This is a genomic window from Roseateles subflavus (genome assembly GCF_030285365.1).
GTDB classification, from domain to species: domain Bacteria; phylum Pseudomonadota; class Gammaproteobacteria; order Burkholderiales; family Burkholderiaceae_C; genus Roseateles_B; species Roseateles_B subflavus.
The window spans coordinates 963,518-985,886 of record NZ_JASVDS010000001.1; the positions used below are offsets into that span (position 1 = coordinate 963,518).

18 protein-coding genes are annotated in these 22,369 nt (G+C 70.7%); 12 read left to right on the plus strand and 6 right to left on the minus strand.

Annotation, left to right across the window (positions count from 1 at the left end; translation table 11 throughout):
• The first annotated feature begins 3 nt into the window (after positions 1 to 3).
• Genes QRD43_RS04345 through QRD43_RS04365 form a run of 5 tightly spaced genes read left to right on the plus strand, consistent with a single transcriptional unit; the run spans position 4 to position 4,747 of the window.
• A complete protein-coding gene (locus tag QRD43_RS04345) occupies positions 4 to 1,140 on the plus strand; it encodes a radical SAM family protein (RefSeq protein WP_285981245.1) in 1,137 nt (378 codons plus the stop codon).
• On the plus strand, positions 1,140 to 1,727 hold the full coding sequence (locus tag QRD43_RS04350) for a PaaI family thioesterase (protein WP_285981246.1): 588 nt from the start codon (positions 1,140 to 1,142) through the stop codon (positions 1,725 to 1,727). Before QRD43_RS04345 ends, QRD43_RS04350 begins: the two co-directional genes overlap by 1 nt.
• Positions 1,728 to 1,749: 22 nt before the next feature.
• The gene (locus QRD43_RS04355; RefSeq protein ID WP_285981247.1) at positions 1,750 to 2,949 is read left to right on the plus strand and encodes an aminotransferase-like domain-containing protein; all 1,200 of its coding nucleotides are present in this window, start codon (positions 1,750 to 1,752) and stop codon (positions 2,947 to 2,949) included.
• Positions 2,946 to 3,584: a LysE family translocator gene (locus QRD43_RS04360; RefSeq protein WP_285981248.1), complete on the plus strand. Its 639-nt coding sequence runs from the start codon at positions 2,946 to 2,948 to the stop codon at positions 3,582 to 3,584. The genes QRD43_RS04355 and QRD43_RS04360 overlap by 4 nt, the downstream gene beginning before the upstream one ends.
• Positions 3,581 to 4,747, plus strand: a complete 1,167-nt coding sequence (locus tag QRD43_RS04365) for a DUF6421 family protein (protein ID WP_285981249.1) — start codon at positions 3,581 to 3,583, stop codon at positions 4,745 to 4,747. The genes QRD43_RS04360 and QRD43_RS04365 overlap by 4 nt, the downstream gene beginning before the upstream one ends.
• Positions 4,748 to 5,127: 380 nt before the next feature.
• Here QRD43_RS04365 and QRD43_RS04370 read toward each other — a convergent pair whose 3' ends face one another.
• From QRD43_RS04370 to QRD43_RS04385, 4 genes are all read right to left on the minus strand, one after another.
• On the minus strand, positions 5,128 to 6,045 hold the full coding sequence (locus QRD43_RS04370) for a helix-turn-helix domain-containing protein (protein ID WP_285981538.1): 918 nt from the start codon (positions 6,043 to 6,045) through the stop codon (positions 5,128 to 5,130).
• A 328-nt stretch (positions 6,046 to 6,373) separates the two neighbouring features.
• Positions 6,374 to 6,652 (minus strand): cupin domain-containing protein, encoded by a 279-nt coding sequence (locus QRD43_RS04375; protein WP_285981250.1) that lies wholly within the window; start codon positions 6,650 to 6,652, stop codon positions 6,374 to 6,376.
• A gap of 14 nt (positions 6,653 to 6,666) precedes the next feature.
• Entirely contained in the window at positions 6,667 to 7,332 is a 666-nt protein-coding gene (locus tag QRD43_RS04380) for a glutathione S-transferase family protein (RefSeq protein WP_285981251.1), read from the minus strand.
• Between the two features lie 99 nt (positions 7,333 to 7,431).
• Complete coding sequence (locus QRD43_RS04385) at positions 7,432 to 8,325, minus strand: DMT family transporter (RefSeq protein WP_285981252.1); 894 nt, start codon at positions 8,323 to 8,325, stop codon at positions 7,432 to 7,434.
• A gap of 223 nt (positions 8,326 to 8,548) precedes the next feature.
• Here QRD43_RS04385 and QRD43_RS04390 point away from each other — a divergent pair, with 223 nt between their 5' ends.
• A complete protein-coding gene (locus QRD43_RS04390; RefSeq protein ID WP_285981253.1) occupies positions 8,549 to 9,046 on the plus strand; it encodes a GNAT family N-acetyltransferase in 498 nt (165 codons plus the stop codon).
• A gap of 90 nt (positions 9,047 to 9,136) precedes the next feature.
• Here QRD43_RS04390 and rrtA read toward each other — a convergent pair whose 3' ends face one another.
• Both rrtA and glnE read right to left on the minus strand, forming a co-directional pair.
• A complete protein-coding gene (gene rrtA / locus QRD43_RS04395) occupies positions 9,137 to 9,709 on the minus strand; it encodes a rhombosortase (protein ID WP_285981254.1) in 573 nt (190 codons plus the stop codon).
• A complete protein-coding gene (gene glnE, locus QRD43_RS04400; protein WP_285981255.1) occupies positions 9,709 to 12,498 on the minus strand; it encodes a bifunctional [glutamate--ammonia ligase]-adenylyl-L-tyrosine phosphorylase/[glutamate--ammonia-ligase] adenylyltransferase in 2,790 nt (929 codons plus the stop codon). The genes rrtA and glnE overlap by 1 nt, the downstream gene beginning before the upstream one ends.
• A 149-nt stretch (positions 12,499 to 12,647) precedes the next feature.
• Between glnE and QRD43_RS04405 the strand changes: the two genes are divergently transcribed.
• From QRD43_RS04405 to QRD43_RS04430, 6 genes are all read left to right on the plus strand, one after another.
• On the plus strand, positions 12,648 to 16,805 hold the full coding sequence (locus QRD43_RS04405) for a YhdP family protein (protein ID WP_491572000.1): 4,158 nt from the start codon (positions 12,648 to 12,650) through the stop codon (positions 16,803 to 16,805).
• Between the two features lie 10 nt (positions 16,806 to 16,815).
• Positions 16,816 to 17,670: a carbon-nitrogen hydrolase family protein gene (locus QRD43_RS04410; RefSeq protein WP_285981257.1), complete on the plus strand. Its 855-nt coding sequence runs from the start codon at positions 16,816 to 16,818 to the stop codon at positions 17,668 to 17,670.
• Positions 17,671 to 17,767: 97 nt separating this feature from the next.
• The gene (locus QRD43_RS04415; RefSeq protein ID WP_285981258.1) at positions 17,768 to 18,334 is read left to right on the plus strand and encodes a hypothetical protein; all 567 of its coding nucleotides are present in this window, start codon (positions 17,768 to 17,770) and stop codon (positions 18,332 to 18,334) included.
• Positions 18,335 to 18,402: 68 nt separating this feature from the next.
• A complete protein-coding gene (gene cutA / locus QRD43_RS04420; protein WP_285981259.1) occupies positions 18,403 to 18,798 on the plus strand; it encodes a divalent-cation tolerance protein CutA in 396 nt (131 codons plus the stop codon).
• A gap of 320 nt (positions 18,799 to 19,118) precedes the next feature.
• The gene (locus QRD43_RS04425; RefSeq protein ID WP_285981260.1) at positions 19,119 to 19,307 is read left to right on the plus strand and encodes a DUF6229 family protein; all 189 of its coding nucleotides are present in this window, start codon (positions 19,119 to 19,121) and stop codon (positions 19,305 to 19,307) included.
• Between the two features lie 143 nt (positions 19,308 to 19,450).
• Positions 19,451 to 22,366: a type 2 lanthipeptide synthetase LanM family protein gene (locus QRD43_RS04430; RefSeq protein WP_285981261.1), complete on the plus strand. Its 2,916-nt coding sequence runs from the start codon at positions 19,451 to 19,453 to the stop codon at positions 22,364 to 22,366.
• The last annotated feature ends 3 nt before the right edge of the window (positions 22,367 to 22,369 follow it).

A 22,369-nucleotide genomic window follows, 5' to 3' on the forward strand; every position in this document is an offset into this window, starting at 1 on the left:
GCCATGCAGGACCGCACTGTTGCCCGCCATGCCGTGGCGGCCCGTCTCGAGGAACTCCTGGCGGGTGATGAGATCCTGGCCGACCGCCTCGACGCCCTGCGTCGCTTCGGCTCCCGCGTACGTGCTTCGGAATACCACGTCACCAACGCCTGCAACATCCGCTGCAAGGGTTGCTGGTTCTATGAGTACGGTCACGACAGGACGGCGGGTGAAGCCAAGTCCCTGGACGACTGGAAGGCCTTCATCGAATCCCAGCGCCGCCAGAAGGTGTCGGCGGCCCTGCTGATCGGTGGTGAGCCGGCCCTGTTTCCTGATCGCGTGGCGGCCTTCGTCGAGGGCATGCGCTATGTGTCCATCTCGACCAATGGCTTGCGGGCACTGCCCCGCGAGGCGCCGTTCGAGAACGTCACGGTCTTCGTGTCGGTCTTCGGCGGCGGTCCGCTGGACGACGAACTGCGGGCGATCAAGCCGGGCGGTCGCACCTTCACCGGCCTCTTCGACACGGCGCTGGCCAACTACAAGGACGATCCCCGCGCCTGCTTCGTGTTTGCCGTGACGGAGCGAGGGCTGGGGCATGTGGAGTCCACGGTGCAGCGCATCCGGGACAACGGCAACACCGTCACCTTCAACTTCTACAGCGAATACAACACGGGCCATCCCCTGCGCATGCACAACCAGCGTCTCCTGCTGGCCGAGATGCTGCGCGTCCGGGAGGCCTATCCCGAGGTGGTCCTGAACCACCCGGCCCATATCGAGGCCATGGTGACCGGCTCCAGCTGGCTGGGCAGCTTCGGTCGGGACAGCTGTCCCAGCATCAGCGTGGACCATCCGGACAACGCGGCGCGAGTCGCGGGCGGGGCGCCGGTCCTGCCCATGTTCAACACCTGGAAGGCGGATCTGCAGACGCTGGAGCGCTGCTGCACCTCCGGCCATTGCGAGGGCTGCCGGGACAGCCAGGCGGTCTACAGCTGGTTCATGGTGAATCTCGCCGGTTCGCTGGCATCCAAGGAAGCGCTGGAGACCTGGGTGGACGTCGCCGAAAGCTACTGGCGCCAGTTCATCTGGTCGCCCTATCGGCGCAAGCCGCAGCCGCCACGGACTGCCGACGCCCAGGTCCTGCAGTCGCTGGAGCTCAACTGATGGACGGGCCGCTGCCCTGGCCGGCGCAGGACCGGGCGATCCGCTTCCCGCTGGATGCCGCGCAGCGCGCCTGCTGGGAAGCTCGCCTCAACACCATGGCCTTGCTGACGCACCTGGGCGCGGCGCTGGACCTCTCGGACGAGCAGGCGGTGCGGATTCGTCTGGTCCGCTCGCTGCCCGCCCACACCGGCGGACTGGGCGGCGAGGCCATCAACGGCGCCACGCTTGCGGCGATGGCGGACTGCGGCATCGCCTCGGCCGGAGTGCTCCTCTTTCGCGGCCGCACCTGCGGCACGCTGCAGCTCTCCATGGACTTCATGAAGCCCGTGCGATCGGCCTCACCGGAACTTGAATGCCGTGTGCTGCGTCGCACCCACTCGCTGGCGTTTGTCGAGGCTCGGCTGCTCGGTCGCAACGGGGCGCTGCACTTCAAGGCCAGCGGCATTGTGTCGGTCGCCCGCGCAATGGGGGGCGACGACGAAAGCTGGGCGTCTCGCTTCGCCATGCCCGCCCCGCAGGGCGACGGGCTGTCTTCGCCACTTCTGGACTCGCTGCATCACCATGACGCCACTTCATCCATCGTCTGAGCCTGTCGAATTCGCTGGGCGCATGCAGCGCCTGCAGAGCTCGGCCGTGCGGGACCTTCTCAAGCACAGCCGGACGCCCGGCATGATCTCCCTGGCCGGTGGCATTCCGGCGCCGGACCTGTTCGACCTGGAAGGCCTGGGTGCCATTCTTTCGGATGTCGAGTCCCAGGCTGATGCCAACCTCTTCCAGTACAGCGAAACCGAAGGGCGATGGCCGCTGCGGGCCGAGATCACCGCGCTGATGGCGGAGCGAGGCATCGAGGCGCGACCGGAGCAGGTGCTGGTGACCGCAGGCTCGCAGCAAGGTCTTGACCTGGCTGCGCGCATCCTGCTCGCGCCCGGTGACCGCATCATCCTGGAGCGTCCGTCGTACCTGGCCGCCCTGCAGGCCTTCGGACTGGCCGAGGCCCAGATCGTCTCGGCGCCGTCGGATGCCGACGGCATGGACGTCGACTGGGTGGAGCGCTACGTCCAGCAGCACCGGGTGAAGGCCATCTACGTCGTGCCGGATTTTGGCAACCCCACCGGGGCGACGCTGTCGCTGGCGCGCCGACAGCAGCTGGTGCAGCTCGCGGCGCGCAGTGGCACCGTGCTCATCGAGGACGACCCCTATGGCGCGCTGCGCTTTCAGGGCGAGCCACTCGACAGCCTGTACACCCTGGCCAGCCGGCAGGGCGCCAGCGAACAGGTGATCTACCTGTCGTCCTTTTCCAAGATCCTGGCGCCAGGCTTGCGAATCGGGTGGATGGTGCTGTCGGACGCCTGCTTCCGGCAGGCCGCGCTCGCCAAGCAGGCGATCGACCTGCACAGCTGCACGCTGTCCCAGCACGTGGTGGCCACCTACCTCGCCAGCGGTCGCCTGCCCTTGCGGCTGCAGGTCCTGCGCGATGGCTACCGGCGGCGTCGGGACGCCCTGATGGCGGCGCTGCGCCAGCATCTGGGGGAAGACATCGACTTTGTCGAGCCCCAGGGCGGCATGTTCCTCTGGGCGCGTCTCGACCCGTCTCTGGATGCCGCCCGCGTCCTGGCGCATGGGGTCGAGCAGGGGGTGGTCTTTGTGCCGGGGGCTGCCTTCTACGCCGCGGATCCCGAGCCGAACACCTTGCGTCTGTCCTACTCCATGATCTCCCCGGCCACCGCGCAGGAGGCCGCGCTGCGGCTCGCACGGGCGCTCGCCGCTGCCCGGGGTTCCACCGTCCTGCCGGCAGTCGAGGTCCCATGAACATCGAACTCTTCCTGGCGTTCTGCCTGTACGCCGTGGCCATGTCCATCACGCCGGGGCCCGCCAATTTCCTGGTGCTGGCTTCGGGGGCGCGTCATGGCCCGGTGCGGTCCCTGCCCATGATTCTGGGCATCGCCACGGGCCTGGGAGGCATGGTGCTCGTGTCCGGCCTCGGTCTCTTCGAGCTGCTGGGCCGCAGCCCCGGCTTCCTGCTGGTGCTCAAGGGGGTGGGGCTGCTCTACATCGCCTATCTCGCGTGGAAGCTGATGACGGCGCCCGGCAGCGAAGCGCCCGTGGCCCAAGGGAGCGGCGCCGACGGGCAGCCTGCCGCAGCCGTCTCCTTTCCCAGCGGGCTGGCGCTGCCCCTGTTCAATCCGAAGGCCTGGATCATGGCCTTCGGGGCCGTGACGTCCTATACCTCGCCGGCCGCTGGGCTTCCCCAGGTCGGTCTCGTGGCGCTCACCTTTCTCGTGATCAATGCGCCCTGCATGCTGGTCTGGGCCGTCTTCGGTGGATTCATGTCCCGCCTGCTGACCAGCCCCCGCCGGGACCTGGCCTTCAAGCTGCTGATGGGCGGCCTGCTGCTGCTGTCCATCGTGCCCATCGCCCGTGAACTTCTGGAAGCGATGTCATGAACCACGACGCCACGCTGCCCCGGCTCAACGCCATTCGACAGCAGACGCTGGGCTGGGTCGGCAACCCCCAGGGGCTGAGTCTTCGCGCCGCCCGCTCGCTGATGGATCAGCTGCTGGCCGTGCCCGACTTCTTCGACATGGAATGCGCCCGCAGCCTGTTGAGGGACCTCCAGCGCTGCGCCACCGGCGACGGCTTCTCCTTGCGGGACACCCGTCGCTACTTCAACAACCCCCGCAGCGACACCCTCATTTCTCTGCTGAGCGCGCCTTACGCCAAACCCATGGGTCTGGAGTATCTGAAGTTCGAGCTCCTGCCCGTCGACCCCGCGCTGAGGAAGTACGCCACCAATGTGATGCCCATCGTCGTGCGCGAGTCGACGGAGGGCTTGATCCCGGTGCACACGGTGGCCATCTTCCCGGAGAACCATGTGGGCGCGGTTCAGGAGCCGGGCGACAAGATCTACTACCTCATCAACAAGTTCGCCAGCCGCCACCACAAGCTGACGCAGCGCATCGTCGAGCACCTGACCACGGACGACTCGTTCCAGCACATCCGGGAGGCCGGCTATCCGGCGATCGAGCGGGCGACGGTCTACTGGGTCTGGATGCACGAGTACCACCACCAGCGCGTCGGCGACCTGCCGATTCCGGCCTTCCTCAAACTCAAGTCGAGCCGGTCCCTCGCGGGGCTGGAAGAGCTGCGCGTGGATGTGGCCAGCGCGCTGGCCCTGCTGGACGACAAGGACGTCTTCCAGGCCAGCACCGCCTTCCTCTTCGAGTTCATCCTGGCGGAGCGGCTGCTGCGATACGGTGTCGATGGGGTCAGCTTCGATGCGGAGGGTCAGGCCTGGCCCTCCTACGACGCGCTGTCCAGCTACATGTTCTTCAATCTGCTGAAGCGGCGTGGGGCGCTGGAGATCGTCGACGGCAAGATTCATCTGAATGCCTCGCTCGTGCCCACGCTGCGCGCCATCCTCCGGGACATCCTCGACATCGAGTCCCGCATCAAGCATGAGCCCGTCGAGCAGGTGAAGGCGGCGCTGCTGGACTTCGTGCACGAGGCGCTGGAGGTGCCGGGACCCGTCCAGCATTACGCCCACCGGCACTACGACCACATGCGGGTCGCACTGACCCGCCTGAAGGTGGCGGTGGCCATGGCCTGAGGCGCGGACCGGTGCGGTCAGCAGGGCATGCGGGTCGCAGCCGGACCTCCAACTCGGGCCTCCAACTGAAGCCGAAACCGATGCCAAAGCCGAACACAGGCACGAGCACGGGCATGGGCATGGGCACGGGTCTGAGTGTGGGGACAGGCCCGGGCGACGACATCAGGGCCCTCGGTCATGACAGCGCCGCCGAGGTCGCCGCAGGTGTTGCCACTTGCGCTGTCACGGGCGTGGGCAGCGCAGCACCAGTGACAGCTCCAGTGACGCGGCCAGCGCAGGGCTTGGGTCCGAACCCGGTTCAGCGCAGGGCGAGCCGCAGGGACCCGATGCCATTCGCCTGAGCCGCTCCGTCCATCGCCCCGCCCCTCGCGGCCCGAGCGTCAGTCCCCTGACGTGCACGCAGGGGGGCCATCGGTGCGACAGGTCTGCCGGTAGGCCGACGGCGTCTGCTGGCAGATCTTCGTGAACTGCCGCGAGAACTGGCTGGCATCGCTGAAGCCGCAGGCCAGGGCGACATCCTGGATGGACTGCTGGTCGAGCTTCAGGCAAGCCCGCGCGAACTCGATCCGCTTGTGCAGGACGTACTGGTAAGGAGCCATGCCAGCGGTGGCCTTGAAGATGCGGGTGAAGTAGTAGGGGCTCAGGTCCACCTGCTGGGCCAGCTCTTCCAGGGTGATCTTGGCGGCGAGGTTGGCGTCGATGTAGTCGTCGAGCCACTTCATCTTTCGATGGGGCAGGTTCTGCAGGCCGGGCCGGGCGCGCCGGGCCGGCCCGTAGCCCAGCACCAGATGGGCGGCCATCAGCTTGCTGTAGTTCTGCGCGAAGAGGATGCCGTTGGGATTGCCCTCCCGCAGCTCGCGGTCCATGGCCTCGACGGCGTTGAGCATCGTGGGATCGGTGTCCTTGGCGAAGCGCGGCTGGCCCGCGAAACGGGGCTGGTTCAGCTCATCGGCGACGGCATCCACCAGCCCGCGCGACAGGGTCACGAAACACAAGGCGCCCAGCGGCTTCTGGTAACGCACGCTGTGGCGGCAGCCGTCCGGCACATAGGCCACGGATCCTCGACGCTGGACTTCCGACTGCCATTTGCCGTCAATGCGCCGGTCCGCGATCGACCAGGGATTCAGCTTGACCATCAGGTAATGGCCATCGATGCTGTGCTCCAGGGTTTCGAACGCCGCCTCCTCGCGGCGCTCGAAATAGAGCTCCCCCCACTGGAAGGGAACGCTGTTCCGCACGGGGGCAGCCTGGAACAGGCTGCCGTATTGCGCAGGATCCTTGAAGTTGATTTTCTGCATCACCAGGGGCGCTTGTGCGTTGATGTTTGGAAGTCAACTGCAGACTGCCTCGAGATATCGGGAAGCTGGGCACGCGCGGGTGCCGGTCATCGGAAATCTGGTGAATCTCCCACGCCCTCAAGACCAGATGCCATCGCCGGGGTGCGGCGGGAATGGCAACGCACCGGGGTGCCGGGCGGCCGGGGGAGGGCGGTGCGTTTTCAGTATAGCCAGGGATATCCCAGCGTGACGGTCATGCCTTCGTCGCTCGGCATGACGGCCTGCGTGCGCGTCACAGGATGTCGCGCACTGACCCGGCGGCGGCGTGCGGCCGGCCGCCGGGGCCCGTTCAGCGTCTGGCGACCCAGTAGGTCGCGCCCTGCGGCCCGTAGCGCTCGTCATGCACCGTGCCGGCCGGCAGCTCGAAGCCCTCGCCGGGGCGCAGGTGCCGGGTGGCGCCCGCCACGGTGAGCCACATCTCGCCCTGAACGATCCATGCCTTCGCGTCGAAGGGGTGCGTGTGGGCGGCCACGACCGTGTCGGGCGCCCAGGTTCGTTCCAGCACCTCCGTGAAGCCCGCGGCGAGGGCGTTGGCGCGGAAGTCGTCGAAGGAGGAGGGCGTGGTCACGTCGGGCCCCTGCCTCAGCCCCTGGCCTTGACGGCGGCGAGCTGGCGGTCGTTGTCGGCCTTGCGATCGGCCGCCACCTGCTGGGCAGCGGGGCGGTCGCCGATCAGCTTGGCATAACCCTTCCAGTCCACGCCATGCGTCGCCAGCAGGTCTTCGCCCAGCACGGCCTTGGTGGCCATGCCCACGAGCGGCAGACTCACCCAGGCGGCACAGTCGGCCTGCGAGAAGTGCTCGCCGCCGACATAAGGCGCGAAGCGCGCCAGGCGCTTGAAGGCGGGGATGTTCTTGTTCAGCGTCTTGCGCACCCACTCCTGCTTGGACTCGCTGACCGTGCCGCCGAAGAAGGCCTGCGCATACAGCTCCCGGGCCACCAGCTCGAGATGCAGCTCGATGAAGGTGGTCAGCTCGCGCAGCTTGGCGGCGGCGAAGGGATCGGCCGGCAGCAGGGGCTGCTGGGGATAGGCCGCTTCCAGGTAGTCCATGATGACCTGACTCTCGCACAGCGCCCCTTGCGGCGTCTTGATGAAGGGCACCTTGCCCAGCGGCGAGCAGCTCAGGACGGCCTCGTCAGCCGACTTCGTCATCACCAGCTCTTCCTGGAAGGGGATCTGCTTTTCGAGCAGGGCCAGCTTGACCTTGTTGTAGTAGTTCGAGAGCGAGAAGCCGCACAGCGTGATCATGGGGGGTCTCCGGTGTTCTTGGGATCGCCGGAGTCTATGCCGACGACGTGGACCGGCCTGCCGCCCGCGCGACAGGTCGGACGGCTTTCGCCCGGGATCTCAGCGGTTCACGAGCACGATGCCCAGCGCCAGCCCGGCCATGGCGCCCATCAGGCGGCCGGAGATGGCCTCGCCCAGCAGGGCGCTGCCCGCCAGCAGGCCGAACAGCGGCGTGCTGAGCGTGAAGCTGGCCAGCCGCGTGGCGGGGTAGTGGCGGATCAGCCAGAACCACACGAGATAGCTGATGAAGGACACGATCACTGCCTGGAAGCCGAACAGCCCGGCCAGGCGCCAGCTCCAGGTCAGCGGCCAGGCCTCGCCGGTCCAGACAGCGCCGGCGCAGAGCAGCACGGCGGAGACGGCGAGCTGATAGAACAGCGTCTTCTCGGCGCTGGCCGTCGACAGCGTCGTGGCCCGGATTGCCAGCGTCGTGCCGCCCCACAGCAGTGCGGCCAGGAGGCCGAGCGCATCGCCCAGCCATTGGCGCGGGGCGTCGGCCGTGGGTGTGGCAAAGCCTTCCGCGAAGGCAAAGGCGACAGCGCCGAAGGCCAGCAGCAGGCCGGCGCTCTGGCGCAGGCTGAGCCGCTCCGAACGCGCGATGAAGGGCATGCCCAGGGCCACGACGAAGGGCGAGAGATAGATCCACACCACCATGCGCGCGGCGCTGGTGTACTGCATGCCGGCGTAGATGCAGGCGAACTCCGCGGCGAAGAGGCTGCCGACCAGCAGGCCTCCTTGCAGGCTGCCGTCGCGATCGAACAGCGGGATGCGCCGCCAGCGCGCCCAGACCCACACCAGCACGGCCGCCAGGGCCGAACGCAGGCCGGCCTGCCACAGGGGCGTGATCTCCGTCAGCGCCGCCTTGATGGCCACCTGACCCAGGCCCCACAGCAGGCAGCAGGCCAGCAGCGAGCTGATGGCAAACAGGTCCAGATGGGCGCGGCGATCGGTCATGGGGGGGGGACTGCAGTGAAGAGGGGGTGACGCCCGGCACGCGGGCGCACCGGGCGGGTGCATTGTGCGGGCATTGGCGCACAGACGTGGCGCAGGGCGGGCGATGGGCGGCGATCCGGGCCTGGGGTTGGTGCATGCGCGTCGCGCCCGTGGCGCTTCCGCTGGCACGGCGCTTGCGCAGTCTCGGGGATCCTGATGAACTCGAACGATGGAGGGACGACCCATGCACACATCCACCCTGCCGCCCGTGGCCGCCACCGGCCTGCGGCTGCGCCTCGACGACCTCAGTGACCCGCGCATCGCGGCCTTGCTGGAGGAACATCTGGCGGACATGCGGCGCGTGTCCCCGCCGGAGAGCGTGCATGCGCTGGACCTCGAGCGGCTGAAGCGGCCCGAGGTCCGCTTCTGGACGGCCTGGGATGCGGCCGGCGAGCTGCTGGGCTGCGGGGCTCTCAAGCGCCTCAGCGGCGATCATGCCGAGCTGAAGTCCATGCGCACCGCCACCGTTGCTCGGGGTCGGGGCGTGGCTCGTGCGCTGCTGAACCGCCTGCTGGACGACGCCCGGGACCAGGGGGTGCGCCGCCTGAGTCTGGAGACCGGGCCGCAGCCCTTTTTCGCGCCGGCCCATGCGCTGTACCGCTCCGCCGGCTTCGAGGCCTGCGGCCCCTTCGAGGGTTATGCCGAGGATCCCTACAGCCTCTTCATGACCCGCACGTTGTGAGCCGGCCCGCCGGCCCTCGCCGGCTGGCGTGCGAGGCGCCGCGGGCCGAGCGCAGGTGACGTCTGGGGTGAGGCGCGCGATGCGGCGGATTCAGCGCTTGCCGCCGCGCAGAAGCAGCAGCCCGCACAGCAGCCCGGCGGCCGCGCCGGACAGGTGCGCGAAGGGTGCGATGGGCACATCCCAGCCGATGACCGTGCGCAGCGGCGCCCCCAGGGGCTGCTCCGACAGCAGCTTGAGCAGCAGGCCGAGGCCGATGGCCGCGCCCAGCGCCCGTTCGCGACCCTTGCGCTGCCACAGCATCACCACCAGCACGGCCACACCGGCGTGCAGCACACCGGACAGCCCGCCGTAGCGATGCAGCCCGGGCTGCAGCAGCAGGCCCAGCTGCGTGAGCGGCCACGCGATGAACCAGGCCAGGGCGGCGCGCCCGCCCGGCTCGCTGGCCCAGCCGAGCAGCGCCAGCACGAGGCAGCCCGCGAGGTTGGCGAGCAGGTGATGCCAGCTCCAGTGCACGAGGGCACCGGTCCACAGCCGCCAGGGCTGGTGCCAGACGAGGTCGGCCTGCCAGTCCACGCGCCCGGCGGGCAGCACGGAGGTGGCGAGGAGGGCCGCCAGCAGAGCCAGCGCCGCGGCGGCGGCGCACAGAGTGGTCCACGCGCGCATCAGACGGCCGTCTCGGGGGGGAATACTGCCTGCCACAGCGCCAGGACGGCCGCCTGCAGCGGGGCCGTGCCCTGGGCCGCCTGGGCGGCTTCATCGAGCGCGGTGCTCTGCTCGTCCAGGCGCGCCCGGTGCTGCAGGCGACGCAGCTCGCGGTAGGCATTGGCCGCGCTGCGGCCGACGCCCACGGGCAGCAGCCCGGCCTCCTCGGCGCGCTGCAGCAGCGCAATGTTGCCGGCGTTGGCGAGCAGCTCGGGATGCTGGCCGGAATGCGCCAGGATGAGGTACTGCAGCGCGAACTCCGCATCCATCATGCCGCCCGGGCTGTGCTTGACGTCGAACAGCCCCGGCTTCACCGGCCGCGCCGCGCGCACCTTCTCGCGCATGGCCTGCACCTCCTGGCGCAGCGCCTGCGGGTCGCGCGGGGCGGTCAGCACCTGGCGGCGGACATCGTCGAAGCGCTGGGCCAGGCCGGCATCGCCCGCGCAGAAGCGGGCCCGCGTGATGGCCTGGTGCTCCCAGGTCCATGCCGTGTTGCTGCCGCGGCCGATCTGGTAGTTGCCGAAGGAGGCCATCGACGTGACCAGCAGCCCCGAGTTGCCATTGGGCCGCAGGGCGGTGTCGATGTCGAAAAGCTCGCCCGCGGCGGTGCGCAGTGTCAGCCAGGTGATGAGCTTGCGCACGAAGGCGGCATAGACCTCGGGGGCGTTCTCGTCGGTGTCCTGCTCGTTGTCGAAGAGGAAGACCACGTCGAGGTCGCCGCCATAGCCCAGCTCCTTGCCACCGAGCTTGCCATAGGCGATGACGGCGAAGCAGGGCTGCTCGCGGTGCTTCTGTTTCAGGCGCGACCAGGCCCAGTCGATCACGCACTGCAGGGTGGCATCGGCCAGCGCGGAGAGGTCGTCGGCGACCTGCTCGACGGTGATCTCGCCCTCGACGTCACGCACCAGCGTGCGGAAGACCTCGGCATGGTGGGCGCGGCGCACGCTGTCCAGCAGCGCCTCCTCGTCGGCCTCACCGTGCTGCGCCCAGGCGTCGTGGCGGGCCTGGAGGTCGGCGATGAAGGTGGCGCCGTCGAAGCGCTCGTGCAGCAGGCGGGTGTCCGCCAGCTCGTCGATCACGCCGGGGTGCTGCATCAGATAGCGCATCGGCCAGCGGGCCAGGCCCAGCAGGCGCAGCAGGCGCGAATGGACGGACGGGCGCTCGACCAGCAGCGCGAGGTAGCTCTCGCGGCGCAGCAGGGGCTCCATCCAGTCGATGAAGCGCAGGGCGGCATCGAGGCTGCACTCGCCGTCGCGCACGCCCAGCGCCGTGCGGCCGACCAGCTTGGCCAGGCGCAGGCGGGACTCCTCGCGCAGGTTCTGCACACGCGGCTGCTGCGCCCAGCGGCGCACCGCCTCGGACAGCTCGGGCGGCAGCTTCTCCAGGAACTCGTCGGCGTCCACCGGCAGCGGCGGGCCGCCGCACTGGCCCTTCTTGCAGCTGCCGGCGCCCGGTGCCTGGCCGTCGTGCAGCAGGGCATCGAACTCCGTCGCCACCAGCTCGCGCACCTCGCACAGCCGGTCCAGCAGCTGGCAGGCCTCGGCCGTGCAGGCCATGCCCATGGACCGGGCGATCCAGCCGAGGTCGTCGTCGCAGCCGGGCAGGCAGTGCGTCTGCTGGTCGTCCAGGAACTGGATGCGGTGCTCGACGCGGCGCAGGAAGTCGTAGGCCTCGGCCAGCTTCTCGGCGGTGGCCGGTTTCATCAGGCCGCGCGCGGCGAGCCGGCCCAGCGCCTTGACGGTCGAGCGGGTGCGGATCTCCGGGAACTGACCGCCGCGCACCACCTGCAGCAGCTGCACGATGAACTCGATCTCGCGGATGCCCCCGCGCGAGAGCTTGACGTCATTGGCGCGCTCGGGGCGGCCGGCGGCGCGGCGCTGGGCCTCGTCGCGGATCTTGCGGTGCAGCTGGCGCAGGCCCTCGAAGACGCCGTAGTCCAGGTAGCGGCGGTACACGAAGGGCGTCACGAGCGAGCGCAGCGCCACGGCGCGGGAGGGCGGCTCGCCGGCCTCGGGCTGGGCCGGCGCGACCACGCGGCTCTTGAGCCAGGCGAAGCGCTCCCATTCGCGGCCCTGGACGAGGAAGTACTCCTCCAGCATCGACAGGCTCACCACCGGCGGTCCGGAGTTGCCGTTGGGCCGCAGGGCGAGGTCCACGCGGAAGACCTGGCCGTCCTCGGTGACGTCGCCGATGAGGGCGTACAGCCGCTTGGCCACGAGGCTGAAGTACTCATGCGCCGTGACCACGCGGGGCCCCAGCGTCTGGCCGTCGTCCTCGTAGACGTAGATCAGGTCGATGTCGGACGAGACGTTCAGCTCGCGCCCGCCCAGCTTGCCCATGCCGACGACCCAGAACTCGATGGGCTCGCCGGCCTCATTGCGGGGCTCGCCGTTCACCTCGTCCTGCTCCAGCCGGGCCTGGCGCAGGGCAGCGCACAGCGTCACCTCGGCCAGCGTGGTCATGGCCTCCGTGATGGCGGGCATGGGGGCGGCCTGCTCGATGTCGGCCACGGCGAGGCGCTCCAGCACGAGGTGGCGGCAGACCCGCAGGCTGCTGGCAAGCGTGCGGCCGCCGGCCTGCAGCTGCCCGATCAGCGTCTGCATGGCCTCGCGGCCGGGGAGGCCGGGCGGCAGCAGGGGCAGCTCGGCCTCGTAGCGGCGGCGGATGCGCTGCACGAAGCGGCTGTGCGCGGCACTGGCAAGGGGAGGGGCGGCGGGCTCGGCGCCGGGCTTCGTAAAACTTTGCTCCATGGTGCTCATCGCCGGGATGCCCCTGGGTAAGATGCCGGGGCATTCCACGAGCGAAGGGCCGCCGTGCGCTTCAGCACGCGCGCTGGCCGAGGCTTCGAATCAAAACTCATGGTGTCCACTGCCGATTGCCGGCCTCTCGTGCCTCTGTCATGTCTTCGCTGATTGCCCAAACGCTTGCTGCCTGCCGGCGTCCGCTCTGGTGGACGCGCCGCTGCATGCGCTGGGTCGTCATCGCCCTGCTGACGCTGTGCACCCTGCTGCTGGCAGCCTGGCTCACGCTTCACTGGGCGATTCTGCCGCAGCTGGATCGATGGCGTGCGCCGCTGGAGCAACAAGCCACCCGCGTTCTGGGGTTGAAGACCGAGATCGGCCGCCTGGAGGCCGATCCCGGCGCCTGGCTGCCCGCCATCACCCTGCATGACCTGCGCCTGAGCGACGCTCAGGGCCGCACGGCGTTGCGCCTGCCCGAGGTGAAGGCGGTGCTGTCCCTGCGCTCGCTCTATGCCCTGGAGCTGCGCTTCGCCCAGCTGCTGATCAGCAAGCCGGAGCTCGAGCTGCGCCGGGACCGGCGGGGCCGCATCTTCGTGGCGGGCCTGGACATCGCCGAGGGTGAGCGCTCCACCGACGGCGCCGAGCTCGCGGACTGGTTCTTCTCCCAGCCCGAGTTCGTGATTCGGCAAGGCCGCATCCGCTGGGTGGACGAGAAACGCCAGGCGCCGCCCCTGGAGCTGGGCGGGCTGGATCTCGTCATGCGCAATGGCCTGGTCCACCACGACCTGCGCCTGGACGCCACGCCACCCGCGGCCTGGGGCCAGGCCCTGAGCCTGCGCGGGCGTTTCAAGCAGGCGCTGCTGACCCGGCCGAGCGAGTTTCAGCACTGGAGCGGCGAGCTCTTCGCCGACCTGCCGCGCGCGGACGTGCGCGAGCTGCGCCGCTACCTGGACCTGCCCTTCGAGCTGTCCGAGGGCGACGGCGCGCTGCGGGCCTGGGCCGAGATCCGCGCGGGCCAGCCGCAGGCCCTCACGCTGGACATGGCGCTTCGCTCCGTGCGCATGCGGCTGTCGCCGCGGGTCGACGTGCTCGACCTCAGCGGCATCGCCGGCCGCCTGGAACTGCGCCGCAGCGGCACGCAGCTCACACTCTCCGCAAAGCAGCTGGGCTTCGAGCTGGACGACCGCCTCGTCTGGCCCCGCAGCGACTGGTCCCTCAGCGTGCGGGAGGCCCAGGCCAGCGAACGCGATGTCACCCAGGCTCCGGCGCCCGGGCGCATCGTCGGCGGCGAGCTCAAGGCCCAGCGCCTGGACCTCGACCTGCTGGCCCGCATCGCAACCAAGCTCCCGCTGGGCGAGCAGCTGCGCCGCCTGATCGACGACATCGCCCCGCAGGGCGTGCTCAGCGACCTCGGCGCGAGCTGGGAGGGCAGCCTGGATGCCCCGACCCGCTACCGCGCCCGCGGGCAGCTGACGCAGTTCAGCATGGAGGCCCAGGCCGGCGCCGACGCCCTGCACGTGGGCCGCCCGGGCCTGGACGGCGCGAGCCTGCGCTTCGACGCCACGGAGCGCGGCGGGCAGGCGCAATTGCACATCAGCGAAGGCTCGGTGGAGTTCCCCGGCGTCTTCGAGGCGCCGCGCATCCCCATCCAGCGCCTCTCGGCCCAGCTGGACTGGCGCATCGAGGCGCGGCCCAATGGCCTGCCGATGGTCGAGCTCAAGGCCAGCGAGGTGAGCGTCGCCAACGACGACCTGCTGGGCGAGCTGGAGGCCACCTGGCGCACCGGGTCCGGCGAGGGCGTGGGCCGCGGCGGGCGCCTGCCGGGCCTGCTGGACCTGAACGGGCGCCTGTCCGAGGCGAAGGCCGCGGCCGTCTGGCGCTACCTGCCGCTCGGCGTGGGCGACCAGGCCCGCCACTACGTCCGCGACGCCGTGCTGGACGGCACCGCCAGCAATGTGCAGTTCCGCAGCCGCGGCGACCTCTGGGACTTCCCCTACGACCGCAGCAAGGACGGCCAGTTCCGCATCAGCGCGCAGGCCCGCGACGTCCTGCTCGCCTACGTGCCCAGCCATGCCGCCCGCGATGGCGTCCCGGCCTACGAATCGCCCTGGCCCGTGATGGAGCGGGTGCAGGCCGAGCTGCTCTTCGACCGCGGCAGCATGAGCATTCGCAACGGCCGGGCGCAGGTGCTGGGCTACGAGCTCACCGGCGTGAACGGCGGCATCCGTGACCTGATCCACCACCAGGTGCTGTCGCTGGACGGCGTGGGCCGCGGTCCGGCCTCGGAGCTGATCCGCTTCGTCAACGTCTCGCCCGTCGGCCAGTGGACGGGCCAGGCCCTGGCCACGGCCACCACCAATGGCAATGCCGGGCTCAAGCTGAGCCTGCAGATGCCGCTGGACCGTGCCGAGGCCACGCAGGTCAAGGGCAGCGTGCAGCTGCAGGGCAATGACCTGCGCCTGCGACCCGACGTGCCGCTGCTGGGCGCGGCGAAAGGTCGCATCGACTTCGACCACAAAGGCCTGCAGATCACCGGCGGCCAGGCCCAGGTGCTGGGCGGCGATGCCAGCTTCGAGGGCGGCAGCCAGAAGGACGGCAGCCTGCGCTTCACCGGCCAGGGCGTGGCCACGGCGGACGGCCTGCGCCGCGCGGCCGAGATGGGACTCGTGAGCCGGCTCGGGTCCTTCATGACGGGGCAGGCGGCGTACCGGCTGCAGCTCGGCATCCGGGGCGGCGCCACGGAGATCTCGGTGCAGTCCTCGCTGCAGGGCCTCGGCGTGGACCTGCCCGCCCCGCTGCGCAAGGACGCCGACGCCATCCTGCCGCTGCTCTACCAGACCCAACCGGTCGGCGCCCAGCGCGACGAGCTGCGCCTGGATGTCGGCCACCTGCTTCATGCCCTCTACCAGCGCGACACCAGCGAGGCCGAAGCCCCCCGGGTGCTGCGTGGCGCCATCGCGGTCGAGGACCGGCTGCCCGCCTTGCCGGACAGCGGCGTGCTCTTCCAGGCCCGCCTCGGGCGCCTGCTGGCCGATCCGTGGCTGGCGGTGGAATCCCAGCTGATGGGCAGCCCGGGCGGTGGCGGTGCCGACGCCGGCTACGGTCCGACCCGCATCCAGCTGCAGGCCCAGCAGCTGCAGGTGGGCGGGCGGGCCATCAACCGCCTGAACGCCAACCTGACCCGAGCGGACGCCTGGTCCTGGCGCGGCACGCTGGACGCCGAGCAGCTGGCCGGCCAGATCGACTGGCGGGACAACGCCGCGCCGCAGGGCGGGCGTCTGTTCGCGCGGCTGAGCCGCCTGTCGCTGCCCAAGAGCGAGGCCGATTCCGTCAGCCAGCTGCTGGAAAAGACGGACACGCAGGTGCCGGCGCTCGACGTGGTGGTGGACGATTTCGAGCTGCGCGGCAAGCGCCTCGGCCGCCTGGAAGTCGAGGCGCAGCTCCAGGGGCCGCGCCTGCCCGCGGGCCGCGAATGGAAGCTCAACCGACTGCAGCTCAAGAGTCCGGATGCCACGCTCACCGCCACCGGCCAGTGGAAGGCCGAACCGGGCCAGACGCAGCGGCGCACCCAGCTTGACTGGCAGCTCGATGTGGCCGATGCCGGCAAGCTGCTGGAGCGCATCGGGCAGGGTCAGGTCTTGCGCAGCGGGCGCGGCAAGCTGCGCGGGCAGCTGGGCTGGCAGGGCTCGCCGCTGTCACCCGACTACGCCAGCATGGGCGGCCAGCTCAACGTCGCCCTGGATGCGGGCCAGTTCCTGAAGGCGGAGCCTGGTGTCGGCCGTCTGCTGGGCGTGCTGAGCCTGCAGAGCCTGCCGCGGCGGCTGCTGCTGGACTTCCGTGATGTCTTCGCCGAGGGCTTCGCCTTCGACAGCTTCGAGGGCGACGTGCGCATCGAGCGCGGCCTGGCCCGCAGCGAAAACCTGCGCATGCGCGGCGTGCAGGCCCTGGTGCTGATGGACGGCCACGCCGACCTCGCGCGTGAGACCCAGGACCTGCGCGTGCTCGTGGTGCCGCAGGTCAACGCGGGCGGCGCCTCGCTGGCCTATGCCGCCATCAACCCGGCCATCGGCCTCGGCACCTTCCTGGCCCAGCTGCTGCTGCGCAAGCCCATGGCGGCCGCCGGCACGAGCGAGTTCCACGTCACCGGGACCTGGGAGTCGCCCAAGGTCGAAGAGGTGCCGCACAAGGGCGGCGTGCCCGACGACGCCGCCAGCAAGCCGGCCGCGGCGATGCCCGCCTCCGCACCCGCATCCGCCCCTGCCACCTCGCCGGCGTCGAGCCCGCCCTCCGTGCCGCCGCCTGCCGTCACCCCCTGAGGAGAAGCCTGTGAAGATCGCTGCCATCCAGATGGTGTCCAGCCCCGATGCCGGCCGCAACCTGGCGCGCGCCTGTGAGCTCATGGCACAGGCTGCGGCCGGCGGCGCCGAGGCCGTGGCCCTGCCCGAGTACTTCTGCCTGATGGGCCTGCAGGACCGCGACAAGCTCGCCATCGCCGAACGTGATCTGGCAGTGGCGCCCGACGCCGCCGCACCCCTGCAGCGTGCCCTGGCGAGCGCGGCGCGGGAGCTGGGCGTGTGGGTGCTCGGCGGCACGCTGCCCATCGCCTGCGAGGGCGCGGCCGCGGGCGAGCGCGTGCGCAACAGCGTGTGCGTCTACGCCCCCGACGGCCAGCGGGCCGCGCGCTACGACAAGATCCACCTCTTCCGCTTCAACAACGGCCGCGAGGCCTACGACGAAGGCCAGGTGCTGGAGCGCGGCGAGCAGCCCGTCACGGTGGACCTGCGCGCGCGGGACGGCCGGACCTGGCGCACGGGGCTGTCGGTCTGCTACGACCTGCGCTTCCCCGAGCTGTTCCGGGCCATGAGCTTCAAGCCGGGGCAGCCGCCCTGCGACCTCATCGCCGTGCCGGCCGCCTTCACCTACACGACGGGCGAGGCGCACTGGGAGCTGCTGCTGCGCGCGCGCGCGGTCGAGAACCAGGCCTACGTCATCGCGCCGGCCCAGGGCGGGCGCCACGAGAACGGCCGCCGCACCTGGGGGCACAGCCTCATCATCGACCCCTGGGGCCAGGTCCTGGCCTGCCTGCCGGAAGGCGAGGGCGTGGTGATGGCGGAACTCGACGCCGAGCGCCTGGCGGCCGTGCGCAGCCAGCTGCCGGCCCTGCAGCACCGCTTGCTCTGAGCGGGCGCCGGAGCCGATCCGGACCGGCTTTGCCGCGCTTTTCGCGGCTTCGGCGGCGGCCTTGGCGGGCATGATGGGCCCGAGGAGACTGCCCGCCATGCGCCCGATTCCGCCCACCGTCCTTGCGTCCCTGCCGCTGCTGGCTCTCGCCCTGCTGCTGGGCGCCTGCGGCACGCCCGCCGAACCCGGTGGCATGGCCCTGGGTGCCGCCGAGCGGCTGCAGCTGCGCAGCTGGATTCCCGACGGACTCAAGGGCCAGATCCGCCTCGGCAAGGTCGGCGGCGGGGCCGAGACCTGGGAGTACTGGGGCTCCAAGATCAGCGACGACAGCCTGCGCATCGCCATCGACGAGTCGCTCCGCGGGGTTGGCCTCGCGGCGGTGATGCCGGAGGGCGGGCGCTACGAACTGCAGGCGCAGCTGCAGCAGTTGAAGCAGCCCATGGTCGCCGCGGACGTCACCGTGGCGCTCTACATGCACTACCGCCTGGTCGAGCGAGCTACCGGCAAGCTGGTCTACGAGCGCCAGATGCGCCTGGTGCACACCACGCCGCTGGACGCCGCCTGGCTGGACATGAACGAGCGCACGCGCCTGGCCAACGAGGCGGCGCTGCATCAATCGCTGAACCAGCTGGTGCGCGAACTGATCGAGCTGCGCCTCGTCTGAGCGGCGCGCCTCACAATGCTGGGCGGGGCGCCACCCGGTGCGCCACCCGGTGCGCCCGGGAGCCCGCCATGACGACACCCCCTGCGCCCGCTGCCGCTGCCGCCGCCGACGAGGCGCCGCCGCTCCTGCTGATGCTCACCACGCTGCCCAGCCGCGAGGCGGCGCAGGCGCTGGCCCGCGAGGCCGTGCAGCGGCGGCTGGCGGCCTGTGCACAGATCGAGGCCATCGAGAGCCTCTACCGCTGGGAAGACACGCTCTGCGAAGACCCGGAGTGGCGGCTGCTGCTCAAGACCACCCCGGCCTGCCGCACCGCGCTCGCGGCGCTGGTGTCGGACCTGCATCCCTACGAGCTGCCGGCCGTGCTGTGCGTGCCGGTGAGCTGGGCGGAGCCGGCGTTCGCCGCCTGGGTGGACGACTCCTGCCGGGCGCCGGCAGGGGGCCCCCCGGGCGATCCCGCGCGGTGATCGGAGGGGCGAGGCGCCGACGGAGGCGTGGTGCGCACCGCGCCCAACTGGTTGGTGGGTGGTTTCCATCCCGGCGTCGGTGCCGGCGCGGACAACCTGTAAACCCTTGCAGGTTGGCGCCCGAATCCATGTAAAGCCGGGCTCCTCTAGGGACTTGCCCCATGGGGGGTGCGTTCGCGCCGCGCATAGCCTTCGCTCGCTTTGCGCGATGTCCGGCCGCGTTCGGCACCTGTCATGTTGCAGTTCTCGAGAAGTGACGGTGTGCTGCGGCCGTGGTCAGGCGCAAGGTTTTCAAAACGCAACTAAGCAAGGAGAACCCCATGAACGAAATCACCAGCGCACTGCAGCAAGTCGAGCAATGGATGCAGGACGAGTCCTCCGCCAACCCGGCTGGCCCGCTGTTCTCCAGCGGCGTGTACAGCGAAGCCGAGATCGCCGGCGACGTGTCGCGCGAAACCCGCCAGGGCTGCTCCAGCTGCTCCGGCTCGCGCACGATCATGTGCTGCTGATGCCCTGATCGCCAGAGGCTTCGGCCTCTGGCGCGGCAGCCCCGTCGATCGTGGCGGGGCTGTCCTGGCCCTGACGCGGCCGGCGCCGATGCCCGGTGCTCATGGCCGCTTCGCTGTCCCGGCTTCGCCCTGAATCGCTCGCCATGCCGTCCACCACCCCCACCGAATCCATCGCCCCGAGCGAGCGCCGCGACGCCGTCGAGCCCGATTTCATTCCCTGCCTGGCGAGCTGGATCGAGCCAGCCCTGGCCGCGCTGAGTCCGTCGCTGCAGGCCCTCGAGGGCCTCGACGATGCGGAGCGCCGCGTCATTACCGAGGCCTTGCGCCAGCACCTCGAGCAGCAGCTGCATGCCAAGCTCGCCCGCGTGCTGGTCATGGACATCAATGCCGCTCGCGTGCAGGGCCGGCTGAAGGCGCCGACGCCCGAAGCCCGCTGGGCGGAGTACCTCGCGCTGGCCGCCACGCCGCATCACTGGGCCGCACTGGGGGCGCAGTACCCGAGCCTGCTGTCGCGGGTCGAGTGGATCGTCAATCACAAGGTCCGCTTCGTCGCCACCCTCGCGCGCCATTTGGCCGAGGACCGCGCCCAGCTGGGCCGGCTCCTGCCCGCGTCGCCGGGCCGGCTGCAGCGCCTCGAGCTGGCGCAAGGGGACAGCCACAACGGCGGCGCCGGTGTCGCGCTGCTGCGGCTCGAGGGCGGGACCGTCGTCTACAAGCCGCGGCCTCTGAACACCGATCGCGCGCTGGCCGGCTTCCTGGCGCAAGTCCTGGCCGAGGTGCCGGGCCTGCCCCCCGAGGCGCGCGTGCGCGTGCCGGCGGTGATCGATGGCGGCGACCACGGCTGGAGCGAGTTCATCGTCCATCGCCATGCCGACGGCGAGCCGGAGCTGCAGCGCTTCTACCGCAACATGGGCCACTGGCTGGCCATCATGCGGCTGCTGGGCGGCACCGACTTCCACGGCGAGAACGTCATCGCGCAGGGCTGCCTGCCCATCATCGTGGACTGCGAGACGCTCTTCTGCCCGCGCACCGAGATCAAGCCCTCCGGCTTCGGGCAGGCCGTCGACAAGGCCGACGAAGCCATGTTCGCCTCGCTGATGAAGACCGGCCTGCTGCCCGGCCGTGGCGCCTCGCTGGGCTGGCGCGGCGTGGACAACTCCGGCATGGGCAACATCCGCCAGCAGCAGCCGCGGATCAGCATTCCTGCACTGGTGGACGCCGGCCGGGATACGGTGCGCATCGGCCAGACGCTCGTCGAGGTCGAGATCGCCAAGAACCACCCCTGCGAGACGCCCTCGCTGGAGCGCTACTGGGGCCAGGTGCTGGAAGGTTATGACGAGCTCACCGAATGCCTGCTCGCCCTGCATGGGCGCGGGGCGCTGGCACCGCTGCTGGAGCCGTTCAAGCCCTGCCACATCCGCCTCGTGCCGCGCGCGACGGAGGTCTACGCCGAGCTGATCCGCATGCTGTGGCATCCGATCTCGCTCGCGGACGAGGCGCCGGCCCGGGCGCGTGCGGCGGGCCTGCTGTCCCGTGCGGCGGCGCTGATCTCCACCACGCCCTCCGACCCGGTCGTCATCCAGGCCGAGATCGACGACATGCTGCGCGGCGACGTGCCCTACTTCCACACCACCGCGGGCCACGGCCAGATGGCGGGGCCGGGCGGCACGCGCTGGCTGCCGGTGTGCGACCTGGTGGCGCAGTCCCTGCAGGCCTGGGCGACCTCGGACCAGCGCCTGGATCGCGACATCATCAAGGCGTCGCTGCTGAGCGCCTATCTCAACGACGGCTGGATGCCGACGGAGCGCTCGTTCCGCGTGATCGACGCCTCGCAGGAGGACCTGGAGGCGCGGCGCCAGGCCTGGGCGAAGCGCCTGCTGGAGCCCTTCCTGCAGACCTGCATCCGAGGTGAGGACGGCACCGCGACGTGGATCTCGCCGACGCTCGGCGCCACGGGCTGGGGCATCCAGGCCATCGACCAGAATCTCTACGGCGGCAATGCCGGCGTGGCGCTGCTGCTGGCCGCCTACCAGCGCGAGGTGGCCGCGGGCCGGGCCCTGCCGCTGCCCGGCGTCGACGCGCTGCTGCAGGCCGTCATCCTCACCATGCGCCAGGGCCTCTACCGACAGGTGGAGCTGCAGCGCGCGGCGGGCAAGGTGCGGCCGCACCAGCCGGGCGCCTATCTCGGCATCGGCTCGCAGATCTGGGGCTGGCTGCAGCTCGAGGCGCTGGGGGCGATCGGCGCCGAGGCGGTCGAGTGCGCTTCGCTGACGGCCGAGTACATGCGCGGTTCCATCGAGGCCGACGAGACCTTCGACCTCCTGGCCGGCGCGGCCGGGGCCATTCCCGGCCTGCTGCTGCTGCACCGGCGCACGGGGCAGGCGGCCCATCTGGCGCTGGCGGTCGCGGCGGGGGACCACCTGCTGCAGGCCGCGAAGCGCGAGGGCGATCGAGCCTTCTGGCCCACCGCTGCCGCGCCCGAGGGCATGGGCGGCTTCGGGCATGGCACCGCCGGCATCGCCTGGGCGCTGTGGCGCCTGCACGAGGCCAGCGGCGAGGTGCGCTTCCTGCAGGGCGCGCGGGAGGCGCTGGCTTTCGAGGAATCGTTGTTCGATGACGCGGACCAGAACTGGCGCGACCTGCGCCACCTGGACGGCGTGAACTGCTCGACGGCCTGGTGCCATGGCGCCGTCGGCAATGGTCTGGCCTACCTCAGCTTCACCGCGCTGATCGGTGAGGACCGCGTCCGCGAGCGCGTGCGGCAGGCGGCCGGTGCGACCTTCCGCTTCGGCATGGGCTGGAACCACTGCGCCTGCCATGGCGATGCCAGCGCGCTGGAGCTGCTGCAGGAGGCGGCGGACCGCGGTCTCGCGCCGCCCGAGGTGAGCCGGGCGTCCGAGCTGGCGCGCCTGCTCGCGAGCCTCGACCGGCATGGCAGCCGCTGCGGCATCACCAATGAGGTGTTCTCGCCGTCGCTGATGACGGGGCCCGGCGGGATCGTCTACCAGCTGCTGCGCGCGCATCCCGACGCGCGGTTGCCGTCCTTCGTGCGGCCGTGAGCG